The following is a 26,171-nucleotide window of genomic DNA, read 5'->3' on the forward strand; positions in this document are numbered from 1 at the left end:
ACGACCTGCCTGGAGACTCCAGTTGACTCAGCTGACCGACGTACGTCCGGACACCGCCGCTGCTCTGTTCGCCGAGATCGCGACAGCGCAGGGGGAGTCGAAGTTGCCGTCGGTGAACGCCGGGGTGCTGCGGGACGGGGAGCTGGTGTGGACCGGGGCGCGGGGCCGGTTCGCGACGGCTGACGGAGCCTTGCCGGGGGCGGATGTGCAGTACCGGATCGGGTCGATCACGAAGACGATGACGGCGGTCCTGATCATGCAGTGCCGCGACGACGGGCTGCTGTCGCTGAACGATGCTGTCGGCAAGCATCTGCCGGGGATCGCGTTCGGGGACCTGACGATCCGGCACCTGCTCGCGCACAGCGGCGGGATGAACGCGGAGCCCGAGGGCCCTTGGTGGGAACGGAATCCGGGCGTCACGTTCGACGAGCTGGCCGCCGCGATGAACGACTCGCAGGCGGCCGGCCCGGCGGATCGCCGGCACCACTACTCGAACCTCGGGTACGGTTTGCTCGGCGAGATCGTGGCGCGCCTGCGCGGGGTGTCCTGGCTGGAGCTGACGCAGGAGCGCATCCTCGATCCGCTCGAGATGCGGCGTACGTCGTACTTCCCGTCGGCCCCGGCCGCCGACGGATTCTCGGTGCACCCGTTCAGCGGGCAGCTGGACCCGGAGCCGGCGTACGACTCGGGTGCGATGGCACCGGCGGGGCAGTTGTGGAGCACGATCGAGGACCTGGCGCGGTACGCGACGTTCTGGATCGACCCGGTGCACGAGGTGCTGAGCCGGGAGTCGGTCGAGGAGATGGCGGCGCCGGTCGCGTCGGATCCGCGGGAGGGGCTGAATGCGTCGTACGGGCTCGGGCTGCGGCTGATCGCGGACGATCCACATCTGCTGATCGGTCACACCGGTTCGATGCCGGGTTTCCTCGCGGGGCTGTTCGTCGACCGGGTCCGCCGGGTCGGTGCGGTGACGCTCGGCAACGCGACGTACGGACGGGTGGCCTCGCTGGCTCCCGACCTGGTCCGCATCCTGACCCGGTACGAGCCGCCGATCACGCAGGAGTGGGTGCCGGAGCCGCCGCTGGCCCAGGGCGCCGAACTGCTCGGCCACTGGTACTGGGGCAACACGCCGCTGACGATCTCCGTCTGCGCGGGAATCCTGCAACTCTCCGGCGGCCTGACGACCCGCCTGTCACCCCTCGCCCCCGACCTCTACCAGGGCCGAGACGGCTACCTGGCCGGCGAAAAACTCCACGTGATCCGCAACGGCGAAGCCATCACCCACCTGACCGTCGCAACGTTTGTCCTCACGAGAACCCCCTACGGTCGTTAGGCTGTACCGAAGTTGCCTAGACCGCATGGAGTAGATCAGGGGTAGATCGCCCGGCTTCGGACCGGGAGGGCGCAGGTTCGAGTCCTGCCTCCATGTCGAAGCGTTGTTCCATCCAGAGAGCGGGGGGTTCCGGATGTACGCGACGGGCCGGCTTCAGCACGCGCTCGAACGGGCGCTGGTTGCGGACGATCCAGCGGTACGTCGGCGCGCCGCGGTCCGCGTCGATGCCTGGCGCACCGTTCTCGAGGGGATGGCGTCCGGACGGCTGACGATCGGGTCGCGGACGCCCGTCGCCGACACGCCTGTGTGGGTCACGCTGGAAGTGGTGACCGGAGGGTTCGCGACCGGACGGTACGTGGCGGAGTCGCCGCCGAGTGCCGACGAGCTGGCCCGGCTGCCGGTGAATGCGCCGGGGGAGACGGACCGGGAGCGGGTCAATCTCTGGTACCTCGGTGACGAAGGGCTTGCGGAGCTGGGGCAGGCGCTGCGCACCGGGCGTTGCCGCGTCGACGTACCGGAGGAGTCGGCGCTGCTGGTGGTCGCCTGGTTGCTCGAGCACGGGCACTTCGCCGCCGCGCTCGACCTGGTGGCCGAGCTGCGTCCGTTGATGCACCGGCTCCGTTTCACCCCGACGTTCGGTCCGTCGTCGGCTCCGGCCGGGGCGGTCGTACGGCGGCAGTCGGTGGACGAGGTCCGTGCTCAGTTGCGGCAGGCCATGGTGCCGCCGCGGATTGCCGCGATGCGGGAGACCCTCCAGGTCTGGAACCCGCTCCACGACCGGCTGGTGGCGCTGTGGTGCGACACCGTCGACGGTGACCTCCCGGAGCTGGTGTCGGGTACGGTGAGCGGTGGCTGGCCGTGCCGCGTCTGGCCGGACGACTGGGTGGAACGGCGGCGCCAGTGGCTGGACGACTACGCGACCGCGGCCGAGTTGCATCACGCGCGGCACCCGAAGAGCAACTTCGCACGGCTGCAGTCGGCCCTGGAGCGCTGTCGCGTCGACAGCTCGGCCCTGACCGGTCGCGAGGTCGGGTGGATCCGCCGCGCGCTGGCCAACACGATCAGCGCCCACGGAGCGCCCGGATCGGAGGCCCGCGCGGCCTTGCGTACGGCGCAGAACGAGGCGGCGGCGCGTCCGACGTACGCGACTTTGGCACACGTGCTGAGTACGCGGCTGGACCGCTACCCGCGCGACGGCGGACTGCCCGCGCTCGATCCGATCGCGGGGGACGTCGACGGCGCGGAACTACCCGCGGCCGCCGGCGTGGCGATGCCGCCGCACCTGCTGGCGAAGGCGGCCCGGGCGCTCGAGGCGCCGATCGGCGAGCTGGTGGATCGCGGCGTCATCGGCTCGGGGGAGGTGCTGGCCGAGGTCCTGCCGCAGGTCACGTCACAGTTGCTGGCGGCAAATATCGCGGATCCGGTGCTGGCCTCGGTCTATGCGCAGACCTACGCGGCCTTCCGTCGTCGGCGCAGTCTGCTGCTGCTGAACCTCGAACACCAGGTGCGGTTCGACGAGCTGCCGTGGATCTCCGCCGTCGCGCCGTACCGCGACCGCTCTCAGAAGGCGAAGCGAGCCGCCGCGCAGACGTTGCGGGAGACCACGACTGTCGCGCTCGGCGCGTTCCCGCAGACGATCCTGCCGAACCCGCTCGTCCGCGAGTTCCGCACGCTGGTCAAGCAGGCCGATCTCGGACTGCCGCTCGTCGAGGAGGTCGCTGCCGACATCTTCATGGGCACGTTCACGGCGAAGTGGCGGGAGGCGGCGTCGGTCGCGAGCCGGGTGCTGTCCGGAACGTTGTACGGGCGCTACTACGACCTGCCCGCTGCGTGGCCGGCCGCCGAGCAGCGTTCGCTGATCCGCTGGCGCAAGCTGACGTCCGACGACTTCGCGGAGATGTGCCACCGTCGTGCTCGGGAGGCGCACACCTCGCAGACTCCCGGGTACGTCGCCCAGAACGGGACGGTGCTGGAGCAGAGCCAGATCCTGACGTCGCACAACCTCGCCGTACTGATCGAGGCGCTCGACCTGACCGACTGGCTCCGCGAGGTCGGCCCCGAGCTCGCGGACCGCGCGTTCAGCTGGGCGATCCAGCGTCAGACCCAGCCGGTCTCGACCTGGATCAGCGGACTGCAGGGCCTGAAGAACACGGCGTACGCGTGGCGTCAGGGAATCTTCTTCCTCAGCTACAGCGACCAGACGGACGTCCTGACCAAGCTCGAGAAACAGGCTCGCGTCCTGGGCCCACCCTTCGAACCAGCCGTCACCGGGCTCCTCGACGTGGCCGCAGGCGCCCGCTTCGACTCCCAAGGCCGCACCCCCAACGGCGGCCGCCGCCTCCTCGGCTGGACCACCGGCCCCCACTGGTGTTCAGCTACGGCGGGCTGACAGCTCTTCGGCCTCCACGGTGAAGCCTGCTTCCCGCAGCCGATCGGCGGCCCGCGAGAGAGTTTCCGCGCTCAGGGCGTCGGTGTGCTCGCGGGCGACGGCGACCGCCTCGGCTGCCAACTCAGGTACGAGCGTCGTCTGCGTGGCTCGTGCGAGGTCGTCCAGCAGGTCGTCGTACTGTCGCGAATCGAGTGTCGCCAGCGTCCGCCGTACGTCGAGACCGGTACGGAAGACTGCCAGCGACTCCGTGGACTCGCCGACGACACCCAGGCCGTGCCCGATCAGGTTGCACGCGTCCGCATAGCCGGCGCGGTGCTCCTCGCTTTCCGAGACCAGCTGCCGCCAGAGCTCGAGGGACTCGCGCCAACTCGCGATGCCGTCCTCGGTGCGGTGGAGATTGGCCGAGCGGCTGCCGAGCACACGGAGCGCCTCGGCGAGCTCGGGCCTGTGGTCCGGGACCCTGTCGGCCAGCGTGCGCTCGTACTCGACCCACTCCTGCGTCGACTGCAGGGCCTCCAGCGGACGCTCGAGGCGTCGCAGGGTCGTAGCCAAGCCCTCTGTTGTGTCAGCCGCGTTCTCGAGCAGGTCCGGATCTGTCGGCACCAGACGCCGGTAGAGCGTCGCGGCCTCCTCGGCGACAGGAAGCGCCGCCTCCCACCGATCGGTACGCCGCAGCTGGGTGGCGAGGTTCTGCAGGTGCAGAGCGAGTAGTACCTCCTGCGTTGCCACCAGGGACCGCTGGACGACGACCGCTTCCTCGGTGAGTGTGGTCAGCTCACCCTCCCGATTCAGTCCTGCGAGCGTGCCGGTCAGGTGGTGCAGCGCTTTGGACAAGTTCTCGCGGCGGCTCGAGTCAGTGGTCACGACCTCTCGCCACGTCTCGACGGCCTCGCGGGCGACCGGCTCGGCCTCCTCGTGCCTGCCCAGTTCCCGGAGCAGCGCTCGCTGCCAGTCAAGTGTTCCGGCCAGTAACACCAGACCCTCGTCGGGATGCCTGGCAGCGAACTTACGGTAGTGATGCGCCGCCTTGCGCGCGCTGTCCAGTGCCTCCACACCCTTGAGGTGACGGCCGATCAGAACGTGTCCGCCGGCCACGGACCGGCGCGGCCGGAACTTGCCAGGCCACATGCCTGCGATCAGCAACACGAGGCTGAGCGTGACCAGCAGGTGGCCGAACCGCCAACCCAGGATCCAGCCGGCCAGACCGCCGACGACGCCGAGATCGCCGACCGTCATCATGCCGATGCGGACGTAAGTGTCACGCCGGCCCTTTACGGCAGCTGTCATGTCCGTCCCCCTTCGACCCTTGTTCGTGAGATGCCGGAGGGGGTGGGGTGGTTGCGTGGGCCGTGAGGATTGCCACTTCGGACGTGGTCGAGTTGACACGGTGGGTGAGGCGGACAAAGGTTAGGTCTGCCTTAGTAAGGGTTGCCTTACTCGACAACTTCCCGGGAGATCTGGATGTCGCAGCCCGCGCGTCTGTCCGCCGTGACAGCCCCGCCCGCACCTGTTCGCGATCCGTTCGCCGCCCGCTGGCCGCTGGCCTCGACGGTCTCGGACCGTGAGCGCGGACCGTTGCCGCACGGTTCGCCGGGAGCGGTACTGCGGCGCGCTGCCGAGGTGCTGGGTGAGCCGCGGGTGCCGTCGACCGGAGTGGGCGAGTCCGCCGCGCTCGACCTGATCGCGGGGCTGCTCGACGAGCACGGGATCGACCTGAGCCACCCGCACGCCGCGGCGCACCTGCAGCCGCCGGTGCTGCAGGTCGCGGTCGACGCAGACGCGCTGGCCTCGGCGTCGAATGCCTCGATGGACACCTACGACTCCGGTCCCGCGACGCTCGCGATCGAGCAGTGGGTCGTGCGGGCGCTGGCAGCGCTCGCCGGATTCGGCCCGCGGGCGGACGGCGTACTGACGCCCGGCGGCTCGATCTCGAACCTGCTCGCGATCCTGATCGCCCGCGACAGCGCGGCCGCCGTCGCGGGTGTCGACGTACGGCGGAACGGTCTGCAGGGCGTCGACCGGCCGGTCGTGTTCTGCTCCGAACTCGCCCACTTCTCGATCCAGCGAGCCTGCGCCGCGCTCGGGCTCGGCGAGCAGGCCGCGATCACGATCGCCTCCGACGAGAACTTCCGGATGCGGACCGACGTGCTCGCCGACGAGCTCGCGAAGCCCGGCCGTACGCCGGTGGCCGTGATCGCGACCGCGGGTACGACGGACTTCGGATCGGTGGATCCGATCGCGCCGATCGCCGCGCTGGCCCGGCAGTACGGCGTCTGGCTGCACGTCGACGCGGCGTACGGGTTCGGGGCGCTGTTCTCGGACCGGCTGGCGCCGCTGCTCGCCGACGTGCCGCTGGCGGACTCGGTGACGCTCGACCTGCACAAGATCGGCTGGCAGCCGGCCGCGACCAGCGTGCTGCTGGTGGCGGACCGGAGCCGGTTCGCGGCGTTCGACCGCTCGGTGGACTACCTGAACCCGGCCGACGACATCGACTCCGGGCTGGACGGGCTGCTCGGCCGCAGTCTGCAGACCACCCGCCGGCCGGACGCGGTCAAGGTCGCCACCACGCTGACGGCATACGGACGGGCCGGACTGGGAACGATGGTCGACACCTGCCACGAGCTCGCGCACGCCGCCGCGGCCCGGGTCGTTGCCGACAGCAACCTTGAGTTGCTGGCGCCGGTGACCCTGACCACGGTGCTGTTCCGGGTCGCCGGGCAGGGCCTGGACGCGTCCGGACTGGACGCGCTCCAGGGCGAGGTCCGGCGCCGGTTGCTGACGTCGGGGCGGGTGCTGATCGGCCGGACCAAGCTGCCGGCCCGCGGCGGCCGCCCGGCGGCGGTCGCGTTGAAGCTGACGCTGCTGAACCCGAACGCCACCGCGACGGACATCGAGGACCTGCTCGACCAGGTCGTGGCCACCGGCCTCGACGTCCAGACCGGCGAAGGAGCGGCGTGACTATTGCGGCTGATGCTCATCTGAACGCGATCCTGCGGTGTTACACCCGGGAGTCGTCCGTACCGGTCGCGGTCGGTGCGCTGAGCTTGGAGGTCGGCGGTTCGACGGTGACGGCGCGGGTGGCGCACGCGTCGCGGACCGGGTTGCACCAGTTCACCGACGTACAGGTGGACGGCGTACCCGCCGTACCCGAGGAACTCGTGCGGTTGTTGTCCGTCGGCGCGGATCCGGCTGAGATCGACGACCTGGCGGCGCGGACGGCGGAATCAGTGCGCAACGTCGCGCTCTTCGTCGAGCTCGCAGACGGCCGGCGGGGGCCGGGACGCTTCCTGGAGCTCGAGCAGGCGTTGCTGTTCGGGCATCTGAACCACCCGGCGCCGAAGAGCCGGGACGGACTGAGCGGTAACGAGCTTGCGGCGTACTCGCCGGAGCTCGGCGGCCGTTTCGCAGTGCACTGGTTCGAAGCCGACGCCGAACTGGTGTCGTCGGACCAGGTGGCCGGCGCGCCCTCGCTGCAGGGACTGGACGCTGTGCAGTTGATGGGCGCGCTGGCCGGCATCACTCCGTCGTCGGGCCGGGTGCTGATCCCGGCTCATCCGTGGCAGGCGGCGGCGGTGGCCGAGCGTCCGCGGGTCGCGTCGCTGATCTCTGCCGGTCGTGTGAAGGCACTGGGACCTGGCGGCGCCCAGTGGTACCCGACGTCCAGCCTGCGGACCGTGTTCCATCCGGATCTGCCGGTGATGCTGAAGCTGTCGCTCGGACTGCGGATCACGAACTCTCGGCGGGAGTCGACGCCGACCGAACTGCGGCGCGGGCTGGAGATCAATCGACTGCTCGATGCGGCGTACAACGCGGGTACGGCGACCGCGCACCCGCGCTTCACCATCGTTCGCGACCCGGCTTGGGTCGCGCTCGACGAGGGTGGACCGACGTTGACCGGTCTCGACGTTGCTGTGCGGGAGGTCCCGGCGGACGTCAACAGCTACGCCTGCCTGGCGGGGCTCGTCGCTCCGCGTCCGGGCGGTGTGAGTCGGTTGAGTGTCTTCGCGGCGGAGGATCCGGTCGCGTGGGTTTCGGCGTACATCGACAACGTGCTGATCCCGATGCTGCACCTGTACGCCGAGACGGGCATCGGTCTCGAGGCGCACCAGCAGAACACGCTGGTGCGGCTGGACGGGGCAGGGCGGATCAAGGGCGGCGCTTATCGCGACAACCAGGGCTACTACCTCGCGTCGTCGTACCTGCCTAGTCTGCTGGCGGTCACCGGCCTGCGTGACTCGACGCTGGCGGTGGTGGACGACCCGATCGTCGACGACCGGCTGACCTACTACCTGCTGCACAACCAGGCGCTGGCCGTGGTGGGGTGTCTGGCGGCGGACGGGGTCGCCGACGAGGACGAGCTGCTCGGTGTGGTGCGGGAGCGGCTGACACTCGCTCTGCCACTGCTGAAGGCTGCTGGACCTTCTGGCGATCGGCTGGCGCGGCGGTGGCTCGAGGCGGAGATGCTGCCGTGCAAGGCGAACATGCTGACCCGGCTGCGGGGCATAGACGAGGTAGTCGCGCCACTGGACGCACAGTCCGTCTACCTCGACATCCCTAACCCGCTGCGGTGACGTCGTTCGAGCTGCGGCCGGCGGGCCCGTCAGACGCCCCACGCATCGCACTGTGGATGTCGCAGCCACACGTCCGGCGCTGGTGGCAGCAGAGCTGGTCTGTGGAGCGCTGGGCGCAGGAGATCGAGCAACAAGCTGCGGGGGAGCACTCCACGCCCTACTTGGTCGCGGCGGAGGCGGAGGAGTTCGCGTACGTCGAGTTGTACCGGGTCCGGCACGACCGCCTTGCGGGGTACTACGCGTACGGCGAAGAGGACCGGGGCGTGCACGTGGCGATCGGTGAGGTCGCGCGCGTCGGCCAGGGCCTCGGGCGGCAGCTGCTGCGCTGGCTCGCTGATGAGGTGCTGCGCGCAGAGCCGTCCTGTGCGCAGGTGGTCGCCGAACCGGACATCGAGAACACCCCCTCCGTCCGCGCGTTCGCCGCGGCCGGATTCGTCCAGCACGGGGAGCTACAGCTGCCCGAGAAGACAGCACTACTGATGGTCCGTACCCGGGCTGTGCAGGGAGGCATGACGTGTACGACGTGATTGCGATCGGCTGCGGGCCGTTCAACCTCGGACTGGCCGCACTGGCGGACGGTGTGGACGACGTACAGCTGGCTGTGCTCGACAGCCGGCCGGAGTTCACCTGGCATCGCGGGCTGATGTTCGAGGACGCAATGCTGCAGGTGTCGTTCCTGGCGGATCTGGTGTCGTTGGTCGAGCCGGCGCATCACCTGTCGTTTCTGTCGTATTTGAGGGACAACGACCGGCTGTACCAGTTCTACGTGCGGGAGAAGTTCCATCCGACGCGGAGGGAGTACGAAACGTACCTGCGGTGGTGTGCCGCCCAGCTGGACTCACTGCATTTCGGTCACCACGTGCAGGACGTGGAGTGGAACGGCTCGTCGTTCGAGCTGACTGTGGAGCGTGGTGACAGCGTTGAGCAGTTCGAGGCTCGGCATCTGGTGGTCGGCGTCGGCACCGAGCCGTTCGTACCTGCTGCGCTGGCAGGGCTGCCTGCTGAGCGATTCACGCACTCCGCGGACTACCTTTTCCGCAGGGAGGATCTACTGCGCACAGGTCGGGTGACCGTGGTTGGATCCGGGCAGTCGGGTGCTGAGTGCGCTCTGGACCTGCTGCGAGCCAACGGTCCTGCTGTGTCGTGGTTGACCCGTACGCCGTCGTTCGCTCCGCTGGACTACTCCAAGCTGGTGCTGGAGATGACGACCCCGTCGTACGTCGACTACTTCCACGGACTGGATGAGCCGGTACGCGACAAGCTGGTGAAGGAGCAGTGGCGGCACTACAAGGGCATCTCGTCGGAGACGCTGGACGACATCCACGACGTCCTGTACTCGCGGGACCTGCCGGTTGAACTGCAGTGTGGTGTGGCTGTCGTCTCCGCGGTGGCGCGTGCTGACGGGCTGGAACTCACCATGCTGCACGCGGACAGCGGGAAGACCTTCCAGCACCTGACAGGCGCTGTCGTCGCCGCGACCGGGTACCGGAACCGCCCACTGCCGTTCCTGGAGTCGCTGCAATCACAGATCGAGCACGATGCTGCCGGTCGCTGGGTCATCAACCGCGACCACAGCGTACGGGGCGCTCTGGAGGGGCGGATCTTCGTCGCGAACGCGGACCTGCACAGCCATGGCGTCGCTGCACCGGACCTCGGCATCGGAGCGATCCGCAACGCAACGATCCTGAACAGCGTGGCCGGCCGAGAGGTGTTCCGGCTGCCCAAGTCCACCGCGTACACGACGTTTGCGATCCCCGGATGAGTGTCTGGACCGAGTGTTCGTCGGAGCTGCTGGCGAAGCTCATCTCGCAGTTCTGCACGGAGGGTTTGCTGGAGCCCGTCGGCAACCGGCTGGACCTCGGGGCAGTGTCGTACGTGTTCGAGGCGACGCGCGGTGGCTTCGGCAGTTGGCGGGTCGATCCGGCGTCGATCCGACGTACCACGGCCGGCATCCTCGGCAACGACGAGAGCGAGGTCGCCACCGACCCGATCCGGTTCTTCGTCGACGCTGCCGACGTACTGGGGGTCGACGGGTCCACTGTGGCCGGGTACGTCGCGGAGCTGACGAGCACGCTCGCGGCCGACGTACGGATGGCCTCTACGGCAGTGCCCGCTTCTGAGTTGCTAGAGCTGCACCACAGTCGGCTGGAAGGGCACCTGACCGGGCACCCGCTCCTGGTCGCCAACAAGGGCCGCCTGGGCTTCTCGGCCTCCGACAGCGAGCTGTACGCCCCAGAGGCGCGTACTCCGCTGCACCTGGTCTGGCTCGCCGTACGACGTGGTCTCGCCGAGTTCCGCGGTACGCCGGAGCTCTCGGAGCACTCGGTCATCGCCAGAGAGCTGGACCCTCCCACCGTCGAGGCGTTCCGCGCACGGCTGGACGACCCCGACGCGTACGTGTGGCTCCCGTGCCACCCGTGGCAACTGGACCACGTCGTCCGCACCCAATGGGCCCGTGAGCTCGCCACCGGGGAGATCGTGGTGCTGGGGGAGAGCCCCGACGAGTACCTCCCGACCCAGTCGATCCGCACGATGGTCAACATCTCGAATCCTTCGCGCTACCAGGTCAAGCTTCCCCTGAAGATCCTGAACACCTCGGTCTACCGCGGTATCCCGTCGCATTGCACCCTCGCGGCCCCGATGATCACCCAATGGCTGCGCGGCCTCTGGTCCCGCGACCAGACCTTCCACAACCTCGGCACCGAGTTGTTGGGCGAGGTTGCCTCGGTCACCGTCCCGCACCCCGAACTCTCGACCCACACCGGCATCCCCTACCAATGGACCGAGACCGTGGGCGTCATCTGGCGAGACCCCATCGACCCCCGCCTGCGAGACGGTGAGACCGTGTGGCCGCTGGCCGCCGTACTCCATCCCGGCTTCGCACCAGCCGCGATCGCCCGCGCCGGCGTCGACGCCGAAACCTGGCTCGGCCACTTCCTCTCCACCCTGCTACGGCCACTGCTCCACCTGCTCCACCACTACGGCATCACGGTCAACCCGCACGGTGAAAACCTCGCCATCATCTGCTCACCGAGCGGCCTCCCCACGCGCCTCGTCATCAAGGACCTCGTCGACGACATCAACCTCTCCACCGACCCAATAGTTGCCCGCGGCCCCGAACCCGACTCCCACGCGCGAGTCCTCCCACGCAAACCGTGGCCGATCCTCCGCCAGTACGTCGTAGACGCCCTCCTCCTGGGTGTCCTCAACCCTCTCGCCGCCCACCGACTCATCCCGGAGGAAACCTTCTGGGGTGTAGTTCGGGGCGAGGTACACCGCTACACCGAAAAACACCCCGAATACACCGACCGACTGGCAGCCACCGCGCTGACCGGCCCGTCGTTCCTGCGTTACCCCTTGAACGGATACCGCCTGACACTCGGTTACACCGACCTGGACACACGTCCACCGATACCAGTAACCGGCACCATTCCCAATCCCTTGCACACCGTCGAACCGGTATATTTAGAAATAATCTTGCCAACGGAATGAGGCTGCGCGGACAATCGCCAATGACTCGTAGCCGCCGCGCAGGGGGCGGGGCGGGCGAGTCGAGTGGGGAAGGATGACCATGCCTCAGTCCGCCTTGGCAGCAAGCCGTCCGGCGTGCGAAGCCATTTCCGGCGATCTGGTTCCGGATCAGCTCGGCGGCAATTCTCTGACAATTCGTGAATTGCCGCGCGTATTCATGTCCGAGAAATTCTCCAACAATTCCCGCAGCGGTCCCACGGTCACAGAATCCGTGGACCGCCTGCTGCGGCTGGCCCGTCTCTTCGGCGTCGACCGGCGCGAACTCGCCGTACGGACCCGCCTGCATCTGCCCTGCTACGCGGACGGCGCCGGTGCCGTCAGCTACTGGGAGGCGGCGTCCGTTGTCATCAGCAACGCCTTGCGATTGCGCAAGGATCAGTGGGCAGTGCGAGACCTGGTTCCGCGGCGCGAGTACGCCCTGTCGGAACTCGAGTTCCGGCAGATCGGAGACGACGCCGGCCGGGTCTTCGACAGCCTGCACTACCTACGCAACGCCCGGCGCGGCTCGCTCAACTTCGCGCTGGTCGACAAGAACACCGGTGCTCCGCTGACTCTGTGCAGTGCGTCCCCGCTGGAGTGGAAGCGTGTGGCCGACCAGGTGGTGCAGCAGTTCGGTGTGCCGCAGGCGGCGATCTGGGACGTGTCGCGGGTGTACTCGTTCGACGGCGCACCGCCCAACGCGGTGTCCTACTTGCTGGCGCGGGTGCGGAAGTTCCTCCAGAAGAGAGGCGACGTCGACCTGCTGACCACCGTCGTCGACCCGAATCTTGGTTTCACGGGCGCCAGCTACCTGGCGTCCAACTGGCAGCTGTGGATGACCGTCCGGGCCCGGCCGTACCTGTACTACAAGGGTAGGTACATGAGCCTGCGCCAGATGTGGGCGGCCTTCCCGTCGGTCCGGAGCATCGACGAGCTCTGTGCGCTGGACCGGAAGGCGCGGAGGAGTCAGGTCGAGCTCCGTGACTCGTTGATCTTCTGCTGCCGCGTTCGCGGTGCGACGGAACGCGTGCTGCCGGAGCATCAGCACCGCATACTCCGTTGAGCTCTGCTGGAGCGCCGGGCAGATCTGCGGCCGTGGATCTGGTGGTCGTCGAACTGCGCTGCTAGCATCGCCGAGGTGACTCTGAGTGATGATCCAGCTACCGCAGTCTCGGCGTACCACGCGCATGATCAGGCGGCGGCAGACTGGCGTACGGCGCTCACGGCGTACCGAGACCTTGTCTCGAAGGGGTGGGACGAGAAGACGGTTCATTGGCGTTACGCCGATCACCAGGATCGACCTTCGACAGGGCAGTGCGGTGTGACCTCGGCCTGGCTGATGGCCGTCCTGCGAGAGGTCCACGCGGTGCCGGCGATGTACTGCTACGGCGATGTGTGGGCCGTTCGAGAGTCCTCGGAGGATCTGCCGGACCACTGCTGGCTGGAGGTCGGTGATGCCGACGATCCGGACCGGCTCATCGTCGACCTGACCTGCGGCCAGTCCTCGACTTTCGGCGAGGACGAAGTGCTGCACGCGTCGCACAGCAGCATCCGTTCGAGCCACGGCGTCTCGTACGAGTCGGTTCTCCGGCTCGGTCCCGCGGAGCTCGACGATGACGAGGTCCAGGATCGCCTGGGGAGACTCGTCACGGCTCTGGGTCCTGACCACCTTCCGGTCATGCCCGAACGGCTGAGGAGATTCTTCTAGCATTCGGACGTCCTTGCGCCCTCCAGCCGACTGACGTCCAGCAGGTCGTTGATGCGGCGCCGGGTCGGCAGGGGGTTTCGGCGCGGGAAGTCGGAGGCCGCGCAGGACATGGCAGCTGTCGCCCAGCGAGCCACGTCCTCGGAGAACTTGCTCTCGTTGTCGATCAACTGGGCGGCCAGCGCAGCGCAGAAGGCGTCGCGGGCGACCGACGACTCCTTGTAGATCGCGGGCGGCGCAGCGACCCGGAGGACGTCGGGCATCGGACGCGAGTACGCGTTGCAGCCGCCGGTGCCGAGCAGGCAGAGGGTTTCGACGCCGAAGGCAAGCAGCGTGCGGGCCACGGAGTCGGGGTCGAAGGCGGCGTGGCGCGCGAACGGCTCCAGCTCCCAGGCATGTGCGACGAGATAGTCGATCTGCGCGAGGGTGTCGGCCGAGACCGCGTCGTCGCTGTACGGCTGGCCCGGCGTGACGATCACGATCGGGCGCTCGTCGGACCGTTCGTGTGCCAGCGCGACCGTGTCCTCCAACGTGTCGCGGGGCACCTCGAACGTGACCAGGAGTACGTCGCATCCAGCGAGCTCCTCGCGGCGATCGGCCACGTCGCCGGACTCCAGGCGGATCTCCTTATCGTTGCGCCAGTTGGCGGCGATGCTGTCGCCGAGCTGTTGCTGGAACACGCCGGTGAACGGCGTGTCGGCGTTCGGGACGCGTTCGAGGAGCGACGTGTCCACGTGCTCCCGCTCCAGGTACTCGACGATCTCGTCACCGAATCGGTCGGTGGCGACCGCGGCCACGAGTGAGGTGTGCAGGCCGAGCCGCGCTGAGGCAACTGCTTGCATCAGGCCTTTTCCGCCAGGGGAAAGGCTGAAGCCGAGTGCCTCGGCCGAGGTCTCCGGAGCCGGCAACTGCTTGGTCCTGAACGTGGCATCCATGACCGCGCCACCGACAACGACAACCCGGCCAGGCGACGAGTTGTCCGAACTAGATCTGCCGAGCATCGGGTCTCACCGTCTCCTCTTCCGGGCGCCGCGGCCGGGTCGGCCGCGACGCCCGTCCTGTCAGATTGTCAGCGTCCGCGCGGTGCGGCCGACCGTGCGGTCGCGTCTGTGGTCGCGTCGGGGTGACCGGCCTGGATGCCGGCGGGGTCCACGTCGCTGTGGATCGTGTCGATGTCGCGGACCGCCTCGACGATGGAGTAGACACCGAAGAGGGCCGCGGTCATGGCCAGTGCGCCGAGGAAGACGAGTACCTTCCTCCAGTTCTTGGCGATCGCGAACGAAAAGCCGAAGATGAGCATCAATGCGAGTGCCTGGTTGGTTGCCATGGCGTCCCTCGATCCTCGATCTCGCGCGGCCGGCGGTTCCGGGATCGGGTCCCTGCCGACTCCGCTGAAGGCGCGTGGAGTGCCTCTGCTTCGATCGTGACAGGGACACTTGTGACCGCCAGTGCCGGATTTGTTGCGCAGCGGACGGTGTTGGCGCCGCCGCTCCGGTCGTTCGGCGAACGCGGTTGCCAAGTCGGACGGCGGGTTTGCCAAGTGGCAGCCTCAGCTGGCCTCGCCGCGCGGCATCTGGGCGAAGCGTTCGTTGATGGTCGCTCGGCTCGGGTGGGTGGTGGGGGCCTGGTGGTAGTTGTCGGCGAAGCTTGCCATTGCGGCTGCTGCCCACAGGAAGGTGTTTTCCGTGCGGGATCGGTCCTCGATCAGGCGGGCGGCCAACGCGGCACAGAAGGCGTCCCGCGTGATCGACGCCTCCTGGATGTTCCTGTGCGGTCTGGGAATCTGGGCGGTCGGCTTACCGCGCTCGTAAACGCTTCCGCCGTCCGGAACGCTCAGCAGGCAGAGGGATCTCAGGCCGCGGCTCAGCAGGTCGTCGCTGAGCAGTTCGGGGTCGTACTTCGCCTCGTCGGAGAACGCGAATCCCTCCAGCTCCCACAGATGTGCGACGAGATAGTCCATCTGCTTGAGCAGGGGGCTGACCAGGTGACCGTTCGAATAGGGCTGGCCAGGTGTGACGATGACGACGGGAGGATTCGGAGCGTCGGCGACCAGGTCGAGGACGTGTTTCAGGACTGGCATGGGGAGTTCGAAGGTGAGGAGGAGTACGTCGCAGGTGGTGAGGGCGGCCGCATGGCGGTCGATGGTGGGCACGTCGAGGTCGATGTCTCGGAACACTGCGGCCGAACTGTTGCCGTAGGGCAGTTCGTAGATTCCGGTGGCCGGTGTTCTGGCGCTGGGGCGCTCGACTCGGTGGAGCAGGGAGGTGTCGACGCCTTCGCGTTCGAGGTGGGCCTCGATCTCCCGCCCGTCGTCGTCGCGTGCGACGGCGGCTATCAACGACACGTCGAGGTCCAGATGGGCGGCGGCGACGGCTTGGCTGACGCCTTTGCCGCCAGGGGTACGAGCGAACGCCATCGCCATTGTCGACGTTCCCACCGGAGGCACCGAACCGATGCGCCAGGTGTGGTCGAATGCGGCTCCGCCGACCACGATGACCTTCCCGGCAGCTGTTGCGTCGACGGTCTGCGCCGTCGAGGGTGCGATTGGTTCGCCCGGAGCGGAGATCTCGAAGGTGGGTCTGGGATTGACCAGCAAGGTGCTCAGTCGTTCGAAGACTTCTCGTTCCAGGCGGCTGCGCAGCGTGTGCTCGCCGGGAGCCGGCCCGGCGGGTGGTGCGGCGTCGAGCGCCTCGTGCAGGGCCTGCCATTGGTCGACGACAGCGAGTCGGCGGTCGCCCACCCCGCCTGTGGTGAGGCGATGGATGGCTCGACCGGAGATGTTCCGAGACTTGTACGTTTCGCGATAGATGCCGAGGTTGAGGATCGCGTCGGCGATGAGGCGGTCGGTCGGGGACTCCAGTTGCGCGACTTGTTCGACGATGACCGCGAATGCCGCGTCCGCTGGTTTGTTGCCTGTCTGGACAGCCTTGTTCTGGACGATGGGGAGACGCAGCAGGTTCTGGGCGATTCCCGAAGCAGCCAGGCGTTTCGGGGTTACCCCGTCGTGACCTCGCAGCGACAGGAAGACAGGCGCCAAGTAGGAGTCGTTAGGCAGCCCTTGGACCAGAGGGTCGAACATGCGTCCCCCAACGCAGTCAGCGAACACTTTCAGTATGCGATGGATTCCGCGTCGGGGTGCGGCTGTCAGCGCGTCGTGGCAAGCGCTTGAGTCAGCGGAGGTTCGATATCCAGCGGGTGGCTTGTTTGGCTTGGGTCAGGCGGCGTTCGTAGGTTGCGCCGGTGGTGAGGAGGATCAGGCCGGCGGTGGCGAGGGTGATCCAGCGGGGGATCAAGGGGGCTACTTCCAGGAACTGGGCGATGGCGATCTTGGCTACGACGCCGGAGCCGATGACGAAGGGGGACTGGAGGGATTGGCGGACGCCGATCAGGATGAGGAGGACTGCGGCGGCTACCACGAGGGTTGCGCGGAGCCAGTTGTCGGTGGTGTCGGCGATCAGGGCAGAGGGAGCGAGGCCGAGCATCAGGCCGGGGCCGAGGAAGACCCAGCTCGGTTGGTTGCGCCAGGCAACGATGCCGACGGCCAGCAGGATCAGGGCCGGCGGGACGGTGTACCACTCCAGGGTGTGTGCGTCGGCGCCGAGCATGAAGGCGGTGTTGGCGATGATGAGCAGGACCGCGGCCTGTAGCAGGGTCGGGCGGCGGCGCGGATTCATGCCGTAGGCAATCAGCGGGGCGGAGACGATGGTCAGGACTGCGCCGGTTGCGGTGTAGGGGGACGCCGCCACGGCAGCGATCTCGGCCAGTACGGCGGCGCAGGCGGCGGTGGTGAGCAGGACGGGTTCCAGCGGCTTGCCGACGTACCGGCAGGTGACCGCGATGCCGATCGCGGCCACGGCGGCTAGTGCGACGGCGGCCGGCCACGTGTCGACGTACCCATCGAACGCGAACAGGACGATCGCGAGCTGGGCGCTCAGGCTGGCGACGGCTGCGGTGGGGGCGGGGTCGGTGAGTTTGCGGACGGCAGCGAGAACCGCCAGTACGGCGAGGATCGCGGCGAGGTAGCCGAGTTGGCGGATGTCGTCCGTGGCCACGCAGTAGGTGAGGTCGACGGCGGCCACCGTGATGGTTGCGCTGTGCAGGACGACAGCGAGTTTGCCGGTACGGCGGGCAGCGACGAGCTCGATGATGGCGAGGGCCGTGGCGAGTGCTGTGGTGAACCAGCGGCTCGGGCCGGGGAGTTGCGGGAGCGTGGTGGCGACCGCGAAGGCTGCGGCTGCGGCGCAGACGCATTCGCCGAGGCCGGAGGGGAGCGCCGCGGGGAGTGGGCGCTTGTGGAGGATCGCGATGCCGGTCGCTGCGGCGACGCAGACGATTGCGGCGGTCGCGATCGTGATGGACAAGGTGGTCGTGGTGAGGAGGCCCAGGAGCGTGCGGGTCATGCCGGCTACGAGGATGCCGCAGAAGACGATGGCGGCGGTGATGGATCCGGTACGGCGGACGATCGCGGTGCCCTTCGCGGACAGGTACAGCGTGCTGACGACCTGGACCAGGAGCGCGCCGAGCAGGACCGGGAGGCTCGCGCGGTCGATCAGGACGAGCGGGATCGGGAGTTGGGCGGCGATGACCGTGGTGACGCCGTACGTGACGACCTTGGGGGCGAGGCGGGTCATCAGGAGCGCGAGTACGGCGATGATCGCGAAGACGATCGCGCTGTAGGTGAAGCCGTCGACGGCGGTCGGTGGGATCAGGCCGAGGGCGCGGGCGCCGTACAGGTCGACGGTGAGCAGACCGGTGCCGAGGATGGCGAGGGCTTCGGCGGTGCCTGCCAGTTTCCGGCGGCTCGCTGGGATCGAGCCGGCGAAGGAGAGGGCGGCGAGGGTGCCGATGATGGCGGCCTGGGCGGCGACGGGGAGGCTGTCCCAGTTGACGGCGAGGAAAGTGACGCCGGCTGCCAGGAGCAGGAGTACGCCGAGGGTGAGGAGGGTGGCCTGAGGGCTCAGGCGGCGGATCCTGGAGGGCCTCGGGGGCTGGTCGGTCGGGGGTTGGGGGAGCGGGCGGGGATCGCCGAAGGTCGTCGGGTACGGCGGGCGAGCCCCGGACGCCGGCCGCGTCGAACGAGCCGCAACAGGCGGCGCTGCGGACGGTGCGACAGGCGGCGCGGCGGGCGGTGCGACAGGGGGTTCGACAGGGAGTTCTGGGGGAGGGGGTGGGGGATGGATGCCGAGGTGGGGTGGGGCGGCGGGGAGGCGGAGTTCGGGTTGTGGGTGAGGCTGTGGAGAAGGGGCCGGCTCGATCGTCAGGCGCAGCTGGGCGCGGCAGGTGGGGCAGGTGATGGCGGCGGTCGGCATCGAGTCCTCCTCGGGTCCCTTCCACTGTCCCGGCGGGGAACGGCCCGCCGCTTGAGTACGTCTACTCAAAGTTCTGACGTAGGCTGGCGCGGTCTGCCGATCGTCCAGACCGGCGTGACGAACACGGGGAGCACCATGCATAGAGGAAACACTGGGCATGTCGAGCTCGCGAGAGCTCAGCAGGAACGTTGGGACTCGGCGTACGCGAGACGTCCGCAGCTGCACGGACTGGAGCCATCGGCCGCCGCGCAGCAGGCCGTGGCGAGATTCGGTGCCGCAGGCATCGATGACGTGCTGGAACTCGGCGCCGGCCACGGCAGGGACGCGCTTTTCCTGGCCAGACAGGGATTCAGCGTGCACGCCACCGACTTCAGCGAGACCGCGCTCGACCAGCTGCGGCACGAGGCGCAGCGCGAAGGGCTCGACGACCGCGTCACCGCCGCGTTGCACGACGTCCGCGACCCGTTGCCGCCCGCCGACGGCGCAGTGAACGCGGTGTTCGCGAATCTCCTGCTGAACATGACGTTCTCGCCGTCCGAGCTGCGGTCACTCGTGTCCGAGATCCGCCGGGTGCTCAGCCCGGGCGGGGTTTTCGTGTACGCCGTGTGGTCGACCGGCGACCCCTGCTCGCGGGACTGGCAGCAGCTCGGCGACGGGCTGTCCGTGCACGACGGCTTCGTCGGCCGCTTCTTCGACGAGGCCCTGGTGCGTGAGCTCGCCGAGAACTGGCAGCTCGACGAGCTCACGCCGTACCACGAAGGCCAACGCGAGATGTGGCGCGTCGCCCTCACCAAGCACTGATCAGGGCAGTGACCACGACCGTGACCAGGGCAGTGACCAGGACAGTGATCAGTTCGCCTGGCTGACGCTCGACATGTTGAAGTCGGGCACCAGCAGGGGCGGGGTCGCGGTGCGGGAGAAGTAGTCGCCCCATTCCCGCGAGTACGACGGAACGGTCGCGCCGGCCGCGGTGAACCGGGACAGCAGGTCGACCGGGCTTTCGTTGAAACGGAAGTTGTTGACCGCCCCGGTGACCTCGCCGTTCTCGACCAGGTAGACGCCGTCGCGGGTGAGGCCGGTGAGCAGCAGCGTCTGCGGGTCGACCATCCGGATGTACCACAGGCAGGTCAGGAGCAGCCCGTTGCCGAGCCCGGCGACCAGGTCGTCGGTCGAACCGGTCGCACCGTCGACCGAGACCACGTAGTTCTCGATGTCCGGGGTGGCCGTCGGCGCATCGATGAGACCGGCGGTGTACCGGCTCGTCATCAGGTGCTCGAGCTTGCCGCCGCGGATCCAGTCCGTGGCCGCGAGCGTGAGCCCGTTGTCGAAGACGCTCGACGAGCCGCCGGACGAACGCGCCACCGCGAACCCGAACGCTTCGAGCCCGGGGAGCGCCGGGTCGGAGTGCAGGTTCACCGGCTGTGACGACAGGGTTTCGCCGAGCCGGGTGCCGCCACCGGCCTTGGAGAACACGGTCCGGCCCTCGAGCGCGTCCCGGCCGTCGAGCTGCCAGTACAGGTACGTCATCAGGTCCGCGACCGCGGCCGGCGGCAGGATCGTCGGGTGCCGGCCGGCGTCGACGGACACCGTCCGGTTCGCCCAGCCGAGGCGGCGAGTGAGCTCGGCGTCCAGCGCGAGCGGGTCGACGTCGGTGAAGTCGCGCGTGGCGGTGCCGACCCAGGCCGAGTGGCTGAGGTCGGTGTTCTTGCCGGTCGACGACACGTACCCGCGGGGGAGCGCCTGGCGCAGCCGCAGTCCCGTCGAGGAACCGACGTACAGCGTCACGACCTCGTGGTTGGCGAAGCCGTAGAGGTGGCGCGCCTCGGCCGAGGCGCGCTTGAGCGATTCGCCGAGCGACGGTGCGAACTTCTCGAACACGCCGACGGTCGTCTCCTCCGGCTCGAGGTCCCAGTCCGCTCCCGTCGTACCGTCGACGAGCGGGCGGGCGTCCTCGGCCGGGCCCGCCGCGCGGGCGGTCGCGATCGCGGCGGACACGATCTCGCGCAACGAGTCCTCGGTGACCGACGAGCGGCCGATGACGCCGGCCGCCGTGCCCTCGCCGGCACCGACCGTGGCGATCACGGTCACGCTCGAGCCGCGCATCGCGCCGTTCGTGGTCAGGGTGTTGTTCGCCCAGCGCAGGTTGGTGCTGGAGGTCTCGGCGACGAGTACGACGCAACCGTCGGCGCCCTCGGCCGCGGCCAGGGCGAGGCCCCGCTCGATCGTGTCCTGCGGGGTGAGTTGAATGTCCGTCACCGGCCGGCCTCCTGAGTGGTGTTGAGAATGCGGACGCCGCGGAACAGGGCGGACGGGCAACCGTGGCTGACGGCGCCGGACTGTCCGGGCTCGGCCTTGCCACAGTTCAGCGCGCCGCCGAGGACGTACGTCTGCGGACCGCCGACGGCCTCCATCGACCCCCAGAAGTCGGTGGTCGTGGCCTGGTACGCGACGTCGCGGAGCTGGCCCTCGAGCTTGCCGTCGGTGATCTTGTAGAACCGCTGACCGGTGAACTGGAAGTTGTACCGCTGCATGTCGATCGACCAGGACTTGTCGCCGACGATGTAGATCCCGTTCCGCACCCGGCTGATCAGCTCCTCGGTGGACGGGCCGTCCGGGGCGGGCTGCAGCGAGACGTTGGCCATCCGCTGGATCGGGATGTGGCCGGACGAGTCGGCGTACGCGCACCCGTTGGAGCGCGGCGTGCCGAGCACGTCCTCGTTCTTCTTCGCCATCCGGCGGTCGACCTGGTACCCGACCAGGATGCCGTCCTTGACCAGGTCCCACTGCTGGCCGGCGACGCCCTCGTCGTCGTACCCGACGGTGGACAGGCCGTGCTCCGCCGTGCGGTCGCCGGTGACGTGCATGACGGGCGAGCCGTACTTGAGCGTGCCGAGCTGGTCGAGCGTGGCGAAGCTGGTGCCCGCGTAGTTCGCCTCGTAGCCGAGCGCCCGGTCGAGCTCGGTGGCGTGGCCGATCGACTCGTGGATCGTGAGCCAGAGGTTGGACGGGTCGATGACGACGTCGTACGTGCCGGCTTCGACGGTCGGTGCGGCCATCTTCTCGGCCAGCCAGGCGGGGATCTGGGCGAGCTCCTCGTCCCAGTTCCAGCCGGTGCCGGTCATGTACTCCCAGCCGCGGCCGGCCGGCGGGGCGGTGGACGACATCGAGTCGAAGCGGTCCTCGGCGACGGCGTGCGCGGTGATGTCGGGGCCGATCCGGACGCGTTGCTGCGTGTACGACGTACCGGCGGTGTTCGCGTAGTACTTGCACTCGTGGATCGTGGCGACGTGGACGCTCACGTGGGCGACGCCCTCGGCCTTGAGGAGGCGGTCGCTGTAGTCGGTGAGCAGCGCGACCTTCTCGGCCCGCGGAACGCTGAACGGGTCGATCTCGTACGACGAGACCCAGGTGACGTCGTCGTACGTCGGCTCGTCGGCGAGCTCGATCGTCTCGGCGTTGATCGGCCGGGACACCTGGGCCATGTTCACCGCCTGCTCGGCCAGGATGACCGCTTCGTCGGTGGTCAGCGCGACGCCGGCGGCGAAACCCCAGGTGCCGTCGTGGATCACGCGGACGGCGAGACCGAGGTCCTCGTCGTCCTTCGCGCTCTCCAGCACGCTGTCGCGCAGGGAGATGGACTCGGACCGGATCCGTTCCAGCCGGAACTCGGCGAACGTGGCCCCGAGGTCACGGGCCCGTTGCAGGGCGGCCGCCGCCAACTCCTGCCGGGGGAGAGCGAGAAAGCTTGCGTCGATATCAGGCACGACACCGACCCTATACACGGGAACCTGGAGATGATCGGCGGTGTAGTGCCAGTGTCCGGAAGTAGACAGCGGAGCAGATTGGGGGCCCTGGATCAGCCTGGGTGAGGAAGCCGAGATTGTGGCTCGGGTGCGTGGCGGAGACTCGGTCGCGTACAGCGAGCTGGTGGATCGGCATGCCTCCGTGGCGAAGCGGACCGCGGTCTTCCTGGGCGCCGGAGCGGACGCGGACGACGTGGTGCAGGAGGCGTTCGTCAAGGCGTTCAGAGCGCTCGGCGGATTCCGGGAGGGCGCGGCGTTCCGGCCCTGGTTGTTGCGGATCGTGGCCAACGAGACCCGGAACGCTGTCCGTGCCCGCGGACGGCGGGCACGCCGGGAGGAGCTTGCGGCGCCGCTGGACGTCGTACTGGATCCAGCCGACGCGGCTGTGTCGTTGGAGCGACGTACCGAGTTGCTGGCCGCTGTACGCGCGTTGCCCGAGCAGATGCGGCTAGTGGTGACCTGCAGGTACCTGTTGGACCTCGACGAGCAGGAGACCGCCGTTGTACTCGGCTGGCCGCGAGGAACCGTCAAGTCACGGCTACACCGCGCGCTGGGTCGGTTGCGTGACGCTCTACCCGACAAGGAGGTGCAGCGATGAGTCTCGAAGACGAACTGCGATCCGTCGGACACTCAGCCGTCGTACCTCCCGTAGACGACGGACTGACGGCGGCGGTGCTGGCACGGGTCGCCGAGGTCCCGGTGCGGAAGCGGCTGCGGGACAGGTGGCGGGCGTTCCTGGCCGGCTTCCTGATCCTGGTCGCGGGCGCTGCACTCACCCCTCCGGTACGAGCGACAGTCGCGGAGTGGCTGCACATCGGGGGAGTCCAGGCGGAGCCGGTGGGCACCGGACCGAGTACTGCGCCACCACCTCCGACGGTGGGCGGTCACATGTCCCTGGAGGCCGCTGCACGCGTCGCTGGCTTCACGCCACAGCTCCCCAGGGCACTGGGTACGCCGACGGGCGTAGAGGCGTCAAAAGGCTTCCTAGCGACCAGCTGGGACGGCGTACGGCTGGAGCAGTTCCAGTCCGGGCTCGAGCCGAGGTACATCAAGCAGTACTACGGCGAGCTCGGCTACGTCCCCGAGGTCCCCGGCTTCTGGTTCAGTACGCCGCACCAGTTGGTGCTGGTCGACAAGCGCGTCGTACGGATCGCCGGACCGACACTGGTCTGGGAGCGCGGCGGTGTCACGTTCCGTCTCGAAGGTGTCGACAAGGCCCGCGCCGTGGAGCTGGCGACCGGAACCTCCTGACCGCGGGCGGTGTACCAGCAGCAACAGAGAATCCGAGAGGGAGAGCTGCCATGGTCCGCCGCATCCTCATGCTCGTTGTCGTGCTCTTAACGATCGGTGTCACGCCCGCACACGCCGGCGGCCCGACCAGCGTTCTGCTCAGCGCACCGCCGTCGGTCGTCGCTTTCGGCTACAACGACCCGCGGTACGGCGAACTGGTCAAGCTCACCGAGCTGACACCAGGCAAGCCGAGTGGTGAGCACCTGTCCGGCCGGTTCGTCCGCGCTACCTGGCTGATCCACGACATGTCCGTCTGGCGCATCGACATCATTTACCCTGACGCACCGGGCGGACCGTGGATCGCCACCGAGGACCTGATGTCCGGGAGCAAACCCGCGAAGCCCACGTGGCACCGCGCCACCGACCCGGTGAAGCTCCTGAAGCTGCTCAACGACCTCAAGCTGCTCAGCGGCGAGTTCTACGGCGGCCCCAGCCTGAACGACGGCTACACGGCCGAGGAGTCCACGCCAGAACCGGCACCGGCACCTGACCCACCAGCTCAGGCTCAAGCGTCCACGACCACCAACGTCTTCACCGGATGGCGCTGGATCATCCCCGGCGTACTCCTGGGCGCAGCAGCCGCCCTCGTCGCCGTACGCACGTTCCCCAAGCGCCGCTGGGAGCTGATCGACTAGCTAGATGTCGGCAGCCAGCTCGAAACCACTGAACAACCGTCCTCCATAAGCGGCAAGGATGTCGTCCACAGCAGCCACCAGACGGTCGTCCGAGGCCCGCACGCCGTCGAGTAACTTCGCAGCGTGGTCGGTGCCGTGAGCAACGTCGTACGCCCTGACCTCGCGCAGCAGACCCTTGCCGGTCCCGGACCAATGACCGGCGCCCGTCAGCAACAGCCGAGCCGCCTCCTGCCACAGCACCGACGTGATCGCCAGGCGCACATCACCTTCTGCGGCTGACAGGTCTTCCAGGAGGTCCGTGACCGTGTAGCGCAGCAGGTCGAGCTCGTCCGCCGACAGCGGCTTCGGTCCGGCAGCCACCTCGGCCAGGAACTCCTGCTGCAGCCGCGCACCCGACCCGTCAGCGTCCACCAGTACGACGGATTCACCGACCAGCCGCATCATGGTCGGCTGGCGTCGTAGCTGGTCCTTGTCGGCGAAGTAGCGCAGTGACTTCTCGGTGTGCACGAACAGCTCGACCGGCCAACCGCCGTACTCCAGCGACTTCCTCCGCGGTGCCGGCGGTCCGTCCAGCAGCACCGTGATGTCCAGGTCGGACGTCGGACTCGCGTCACCGCGCACCACGCTCCCGCCGAGCCAGGCGGCCCGGGCCTCCGGATACAGCTCCAGAACGAGCTGACGTGCTAGGTCCATCAGGACAGTGTCAGCCACCGCAGCAGTTCGCGGTACGCATTTGTCGGCGGGACATGGCCGCCCACGTAGTACTTGCGTTCGGCGTGCGGGATCGCTGCGGCGAGGTGGTCGGCGTACTTGCCGGCGCGCTCGTCAGCAGAGCCGTGCCAGAGGCTGACCGGGACCCGGATTTCGCCGAGCTCGAAGCCCCACGGCTGAGCGAACGCTCTGTGATCGTCGATCCAGCCGTCGTGACCGGTGACGAAGGTGGCCGTCAGACGAGCCACAGCTTCCGGGTCCTCCCGGGCCGGGGGACCTGGTGGCGAGCCGGGGTCCGGCGGGAACTCGGGTCCGCCCTCCTCCACGGCGGCCATGATCGTGCGAGCTGTTTCCTCGAGCCCAGGTCGCAGGTCCCCGTGAACCGCTCGCCAGGAGGTGCGGTTGCGCCGTGGGTCCGCCCGTTCCTCCTCCTCGGTCGGTTCGGGACCGTCGACGAGCGACGGCGCGTTGCTCCCAGTCACCGCGCAGCGGGTCACGCGATCGGGCAGCAGTGCGGCGCAGGCCAACGCGTGCGGACCGCCTCCCGAGCCGCCCGTGACCGCGAACCGTTCCCAGCCGAGCGAGTCCGCGAGAGCCGCAGCATCAACAGCGACCGAGGCCACGGTCCGGCCAGGTTGCCGGGTCGATCCGCCGTACCCGGGCCGGTCCGGCATCACCATCCGCACCCCGGACGACTCGATCGTCGCGACCACCTCGGGTCGTTTCCACCGCGTACTCGGCGTACCCCCGAACGACATCACGGGTACGCCGCCGTCCGGGCCGTAAACGGCGTACAGCAGCACCCGGTCACCGATCTCCACCATGGCATCCACACGCGGAGCGTAACCACTCGACAGCACCTATCCGAATCCACAGTTAACAACCCGACATTCTCGGGATTCGAGACGCGACCGC

22 protein-coding genes and 1 tRNA gene are annotated in these 26,171 nt (G+C 68.6%); 14 read left to right on the top strand and 9 right to left on the bottom strand.

Annotation, left to right across the window (positions count from 1 at the left end):
* The first annotated feature begins 22 nt into the window (after nucleotides 1–22).
* The 3 genes from EV647_RS30915 to EV647_RS30925 all read left to right on the top strand — a co-directional run bounded on the left by EV647_RS30915 (nucleotide 23) and on the right by EV647_RS30925 (nucleotide 3,722).
* Entirely contained in the window at nucleotides 23–1,333 is a 1,311-nt protein-coding gene (locus tag EV647_RS30915) for a serine hydrolase (RefSeq protein ID WP_238177480.1), read from the top strand.
* A 24-nt stretch (nucleotides 1,334–1,357) separates the two neighbouring features.
* A tRNA-Arg gene (locus EV647_RS30920) sits at nucleotides 1,358–1,429 on the top strand.
* A gap of 37 nt (nucleotides 1,430–1,466) precedes the next feature.
* Nucleotides 1,467–3,722: a hypothetical protein gene (locus EV647_RS30925; protein WP_134009269.1), complete on the top strand. Its 2,256-nt coding sequence runs from the start codon at nucleotides 1,467–1,469 to the stop codon at nucleotides 3,720–3,722.
* Here EV647_RS30925 and EV647_RS30930 read toward each other — a convergent pair.
* Nucleotides 3,705–5,009, bottom strand: a complete 1,305-nt coding sequence (locus EV647_RS30930; RefSeq protein WP_134009271.1) for a tetratricopeptide repeat protein — start codon at nucleotides 5,007–5,009, stop codon at nucleotides 3,705–3,707. The two genes, EV647_RS30925 and EV647_RS30930, sit on opposite strands and share 18 nt — an antisense overlap.
* A gap of 174 nt (nucleotides 5,010–5,183) precedes the next feature.
* Here EV647_RS30930 and EV647_RS30935 point away from each other — a divergent pair, with 174 nt between their 5' ends.
* The 7 genes from EV647_RS30935 to EV647_RS30965 all read left to right on the top strand — a co-directional run bounded on the left by EV647_RS30935 (nucleotide 5,184) and on the right by EV647_RS30965 (nucleotide 13,511).
* Entirely contained in the window at nucleotides 5,184–6,680 is a 1,497-nt protein-coding gene (locus tag EV647_RS30935) for a pyridoxal-dependent decarboxylase (protein ID WP_134009273.1), read from the top strand.
* A complete protein-coding gene (locus EV647_RS30940) occupies nucleotides 6,677–8,293 on the top strand; it encodes an IucA/IucC family siderophore biosynthesis protein (RefSeq protein ID WP_134009275.1) in 1,617 nt (538 codons plus the stop codon). Before EV647_RS30935 ends, EV647_RS30940 begins: the two co-directional genes overlap by 4 nt.
* The gene (locus tag EV647_RS30945; protein WP_134009277.1) at nucleotides 8,290–8,820 is read left to right on the top strand and encodes a GNAT family N-acetyltransferase; all 531 of its coding nucleotides are present in this window, start codon (nucleotides 8,290–8,292) and stop codon (nucleotides 8,818–8,820) included. The genes EV647_RS30940 and EV647_RS30945 overlap by 4 nt, the downstream gene beginning before the upstream one ends.
* Nucleotides 8,808–10,055, top strand: coding sequence for a lysine N(6)-hydroxylase/L-ornithine N(5)-oxygenase family protein (locus EV647_RS30950; RefSeq protein ID WP_134009279.1), 1,248 nt, complete (start codon nucleotides 8,808–8,810; stop codon nucleotides 10,053–10,055). Before EV647_RS30945 ends, EV647_RS30950 begins: the two co-directional genes overlap by 13 nt.
* Nucleotides 10,052–11,785: an IucA/IucC family siderophore biosynthesis protein gene (locus EV647_RS30955; RefSeq protein ID WP_134009281.1), complete on the top strand. Its 1,734-nt coding sequence runs from the start codon at nucleotides 10,052–10,054 to the stop codon at nucleotides 11,783–11,785. Before EV647_RS30950 ends, EV647_RS30955 begins: the two co-directional genes overlap by 4 nt.
* Nucleotides 11,786–12,035: 250 nt before the next feature.
* Nucleotides 12,036–12,866: a hypothetical protein gene (locus EV647_RS30960; RefSeq protein ID WP_134009283.1), complete on the top strand. Its 831-nt coding sequence runs from the start codon at nucleotides 12,036–12,038 to the stop codon at nucleotides 12,864–12,866.
* Between the two features lie 75 nt (nucleotides 12,867–12,941).
* Nucleotides 12,942–13,511 (top strand): hypothetical protein, encoded by a 570-nt coding sequence (locus EV647_RS30965; protein WP_134009285.1) that lies wholly within the window; start codon nucleotides 12,942–12,944, stop codon nucleotides 13,509–13,511.
* Here EV647_RS30965 and EV647_RS30970 read toward each other — a convergent pair.
* The 4 genes from EV647_RS30970 to EV647_RS30985 all read right to left on the bottom strand — a co-directional run bounded on the left by EV647_RS30970 (nucleotide 13,508) and on the right by EV647_RS30985 (nucleotide 18,817).
* On the bottom strand, nucleotides 13,508–14,509 hold the full coding sequence (locus EV647_RS30970; protein WP_134009287.1) for a PfkB family carbohydrate kinase: 1,002 nt from the start codon (nucleotides 14,507–14,509) through the stop codon (nucleotides 13,508–13,510). The genes EV647_RS30965 and EV647_RS30970 overlap by 4 nt on opposite strands.
* 68 nt (nucleotides 14,510–14,577) lie before the next feature.
* Nucleotides 14,578–14,835, bottom strand: a complete 258-nt coding sequence (locus tag EV647_RS30975) for a hypothetical protein (protein ID WP_134009289.1) — start codon at nucleotides 14,833–14,835, stop codon at nucleotides 14,578–14,580.
* A gap of 222 nt (nucleotides 14,836–15,057) precedes the next feature.
* Nucleotides 15,058–16,587, bottom strand: a complete 1,530-nt coding sequence (locus tag EV647_RS30980) for a PfkB family carbohydrate kinase (RefSeq protein WP_134009291.1) — start codon at nucleotides 16,585–16,587, stop codon at nucleotides 15,058–15,060.
* Nucleotides 16,588–16,678: 91 nt separating this feature from the next.
* The gene (locus EV647_RS30985; protein ID WP_238177481.1) at nucleotides 16,679–18,817 is read right to left on the bottom strand and encodes an SCO7613 C-terminal domain-containing membrane protein; all 2,139 of its coding nucleotides are present in this window, start codon (nucleotides 18,815–18,817) and stop codon (nucleotides 16,679–16,681) included.
* A gap of 135 nt (nucleotides 18,818–18,952) precedes the next feature.
* On the opposite strand from EV647_RS30985, the gene EV647_RS30990 reads away from it, so the two are divergent.
* The gene (locus EV647_RS30990; protein ID WP_134009293.1) at nucleotides 18,953–19,618 is read left to right on the top strand and encodes a class I SAM-dependent methyltransferase; all 666 of its coding nucleotides are present in this window, start codon (nucleotides 18,953–18,955) and stop codon (nucleotides 19,616–19,618) included.
* Between the two features lie 48 nt (nucleotides 19,619–19,666).
* Here the strand turns inward: EV647_RS30990 and EV647_RS30995 are convergent, their stop codons facing one another.
* Together EV647_RS30995 and EV647_RS31000 are read right to left on the bottom strand one after the other, a co-directional pair.
* A complete protein-coding gene (locus EV647_RS30995; protein ID WP_134009295.1) occupies nucleotides 19,667–21,073 on the bottom strand; it encodes a metallopeptidase TldD-related protein in 1,407 nt (468 codons plus the stop codon).
* Entirely contained in the window at nucleotides 21,070–22,581 is a 1,512-nt protein-coding gene (locus EV647_RS31000; protein WP_238177482.1) for a TldD/PmbA family protein, read from the bottom strand. Before EV647_RS31000 ends, EV647_RS30995 begins: the two co-directional genes overlap by 4 nt.
* A gap of 127 nt (nucleotides 22,582–22,708) precedes the next feature.
* Between EV647_RS31000 and EV647_RS31005 the strand changes: the two genes are divergently transcribed.
* The 3 genes from EV647_RS31005 to EV647_RS31015 are packed head-to-tail and all read left to right on the top strand — an operon-like array spanning nucleotide 22,709 to nucleotide 24,545.
* The gene (locus EV647_RS31005; protein WP_238177483.1) at nucleotides 22,709–23,218 is read left to right on the top strand and encodes an RNA polymerase sigma factor; all 510 of its coding nucleotides are present in this window, start codon (nucleotides 22,709–22,711) and stop codon (nucleotides 23,216–23,218) included.
* On the top strand, nucleotides 23,215–23,871 hold the full coding sequence (locus EV647_RS31010; protein ID WP_134009301.1) for a hypothetical protein: 657 nt from the start codon (nucleotides 23,215–23,217) through the stop codon (nucleotides 23,869–23,871). The genes EV647_RS31005 and EV647_RS31010 overlap by 4 nt, the downstream gene beginning before the upstream one ends.
* A gap of 50 nt (nucleotides 23,872–23,921) precedes the next feature.
* Nucleotides 23,922–24,545, top strand: a complete 624-nt coding sequence (locus EV647_RS31015) for a hypothetical protein (RefSeq protein ID WP_134009303.1) — start codon at nucleotides 23,922–23,924, stop codon at nucleotides 24,543–24,545.
* Here EV647_RS31015 and EV647_RS31020 read toward each other — a convergent pair whose 3' ends face one another.
* Both EV647_RS31020 and EV647_RS31025 read right to left on the bottom strand, forming a co-directional pair.
* Nucleotides 24,546–25,238 (bottom strand): nucleotidyltransferase domain-containing protein, encoded by a 693-nt coding sequence (locus EV647_RS31020; protein ID WP_134009305.1) that lies wholly within the window; start codon nucleotides 25,236–25,238, stop codon nucleotides 24,546–24,548.
* Nucleotides 25,238–26,080 (bottom strand): alpha/beta fold hydrolase, encoded by an 843-nt coding sequence (locus EV647_RS31025; protein WP_134010308.1) that lies wholly within the window; start codon nucleotides 26,078–26,080, stop codon nucleotides 25,238–25,240. The genes EV647_RS31020 and EV647_RS31025 overlap by 1 nt, the downstream gene beginning before the upstream one ends.
* Nucleotides 26,081–26,171: the final 91 nt, after the last annotated feature.

This window comes from Kribbella sp. VKM Ac-2566 (genome assembly GCF_004366005.1).
GTDB classification, from domain to species: Bacteria; Actinomycetota; Actinomycetes; order Propionibacteriales; family Kribbellaceae; genus Kribbella; species Kribbella pratensis.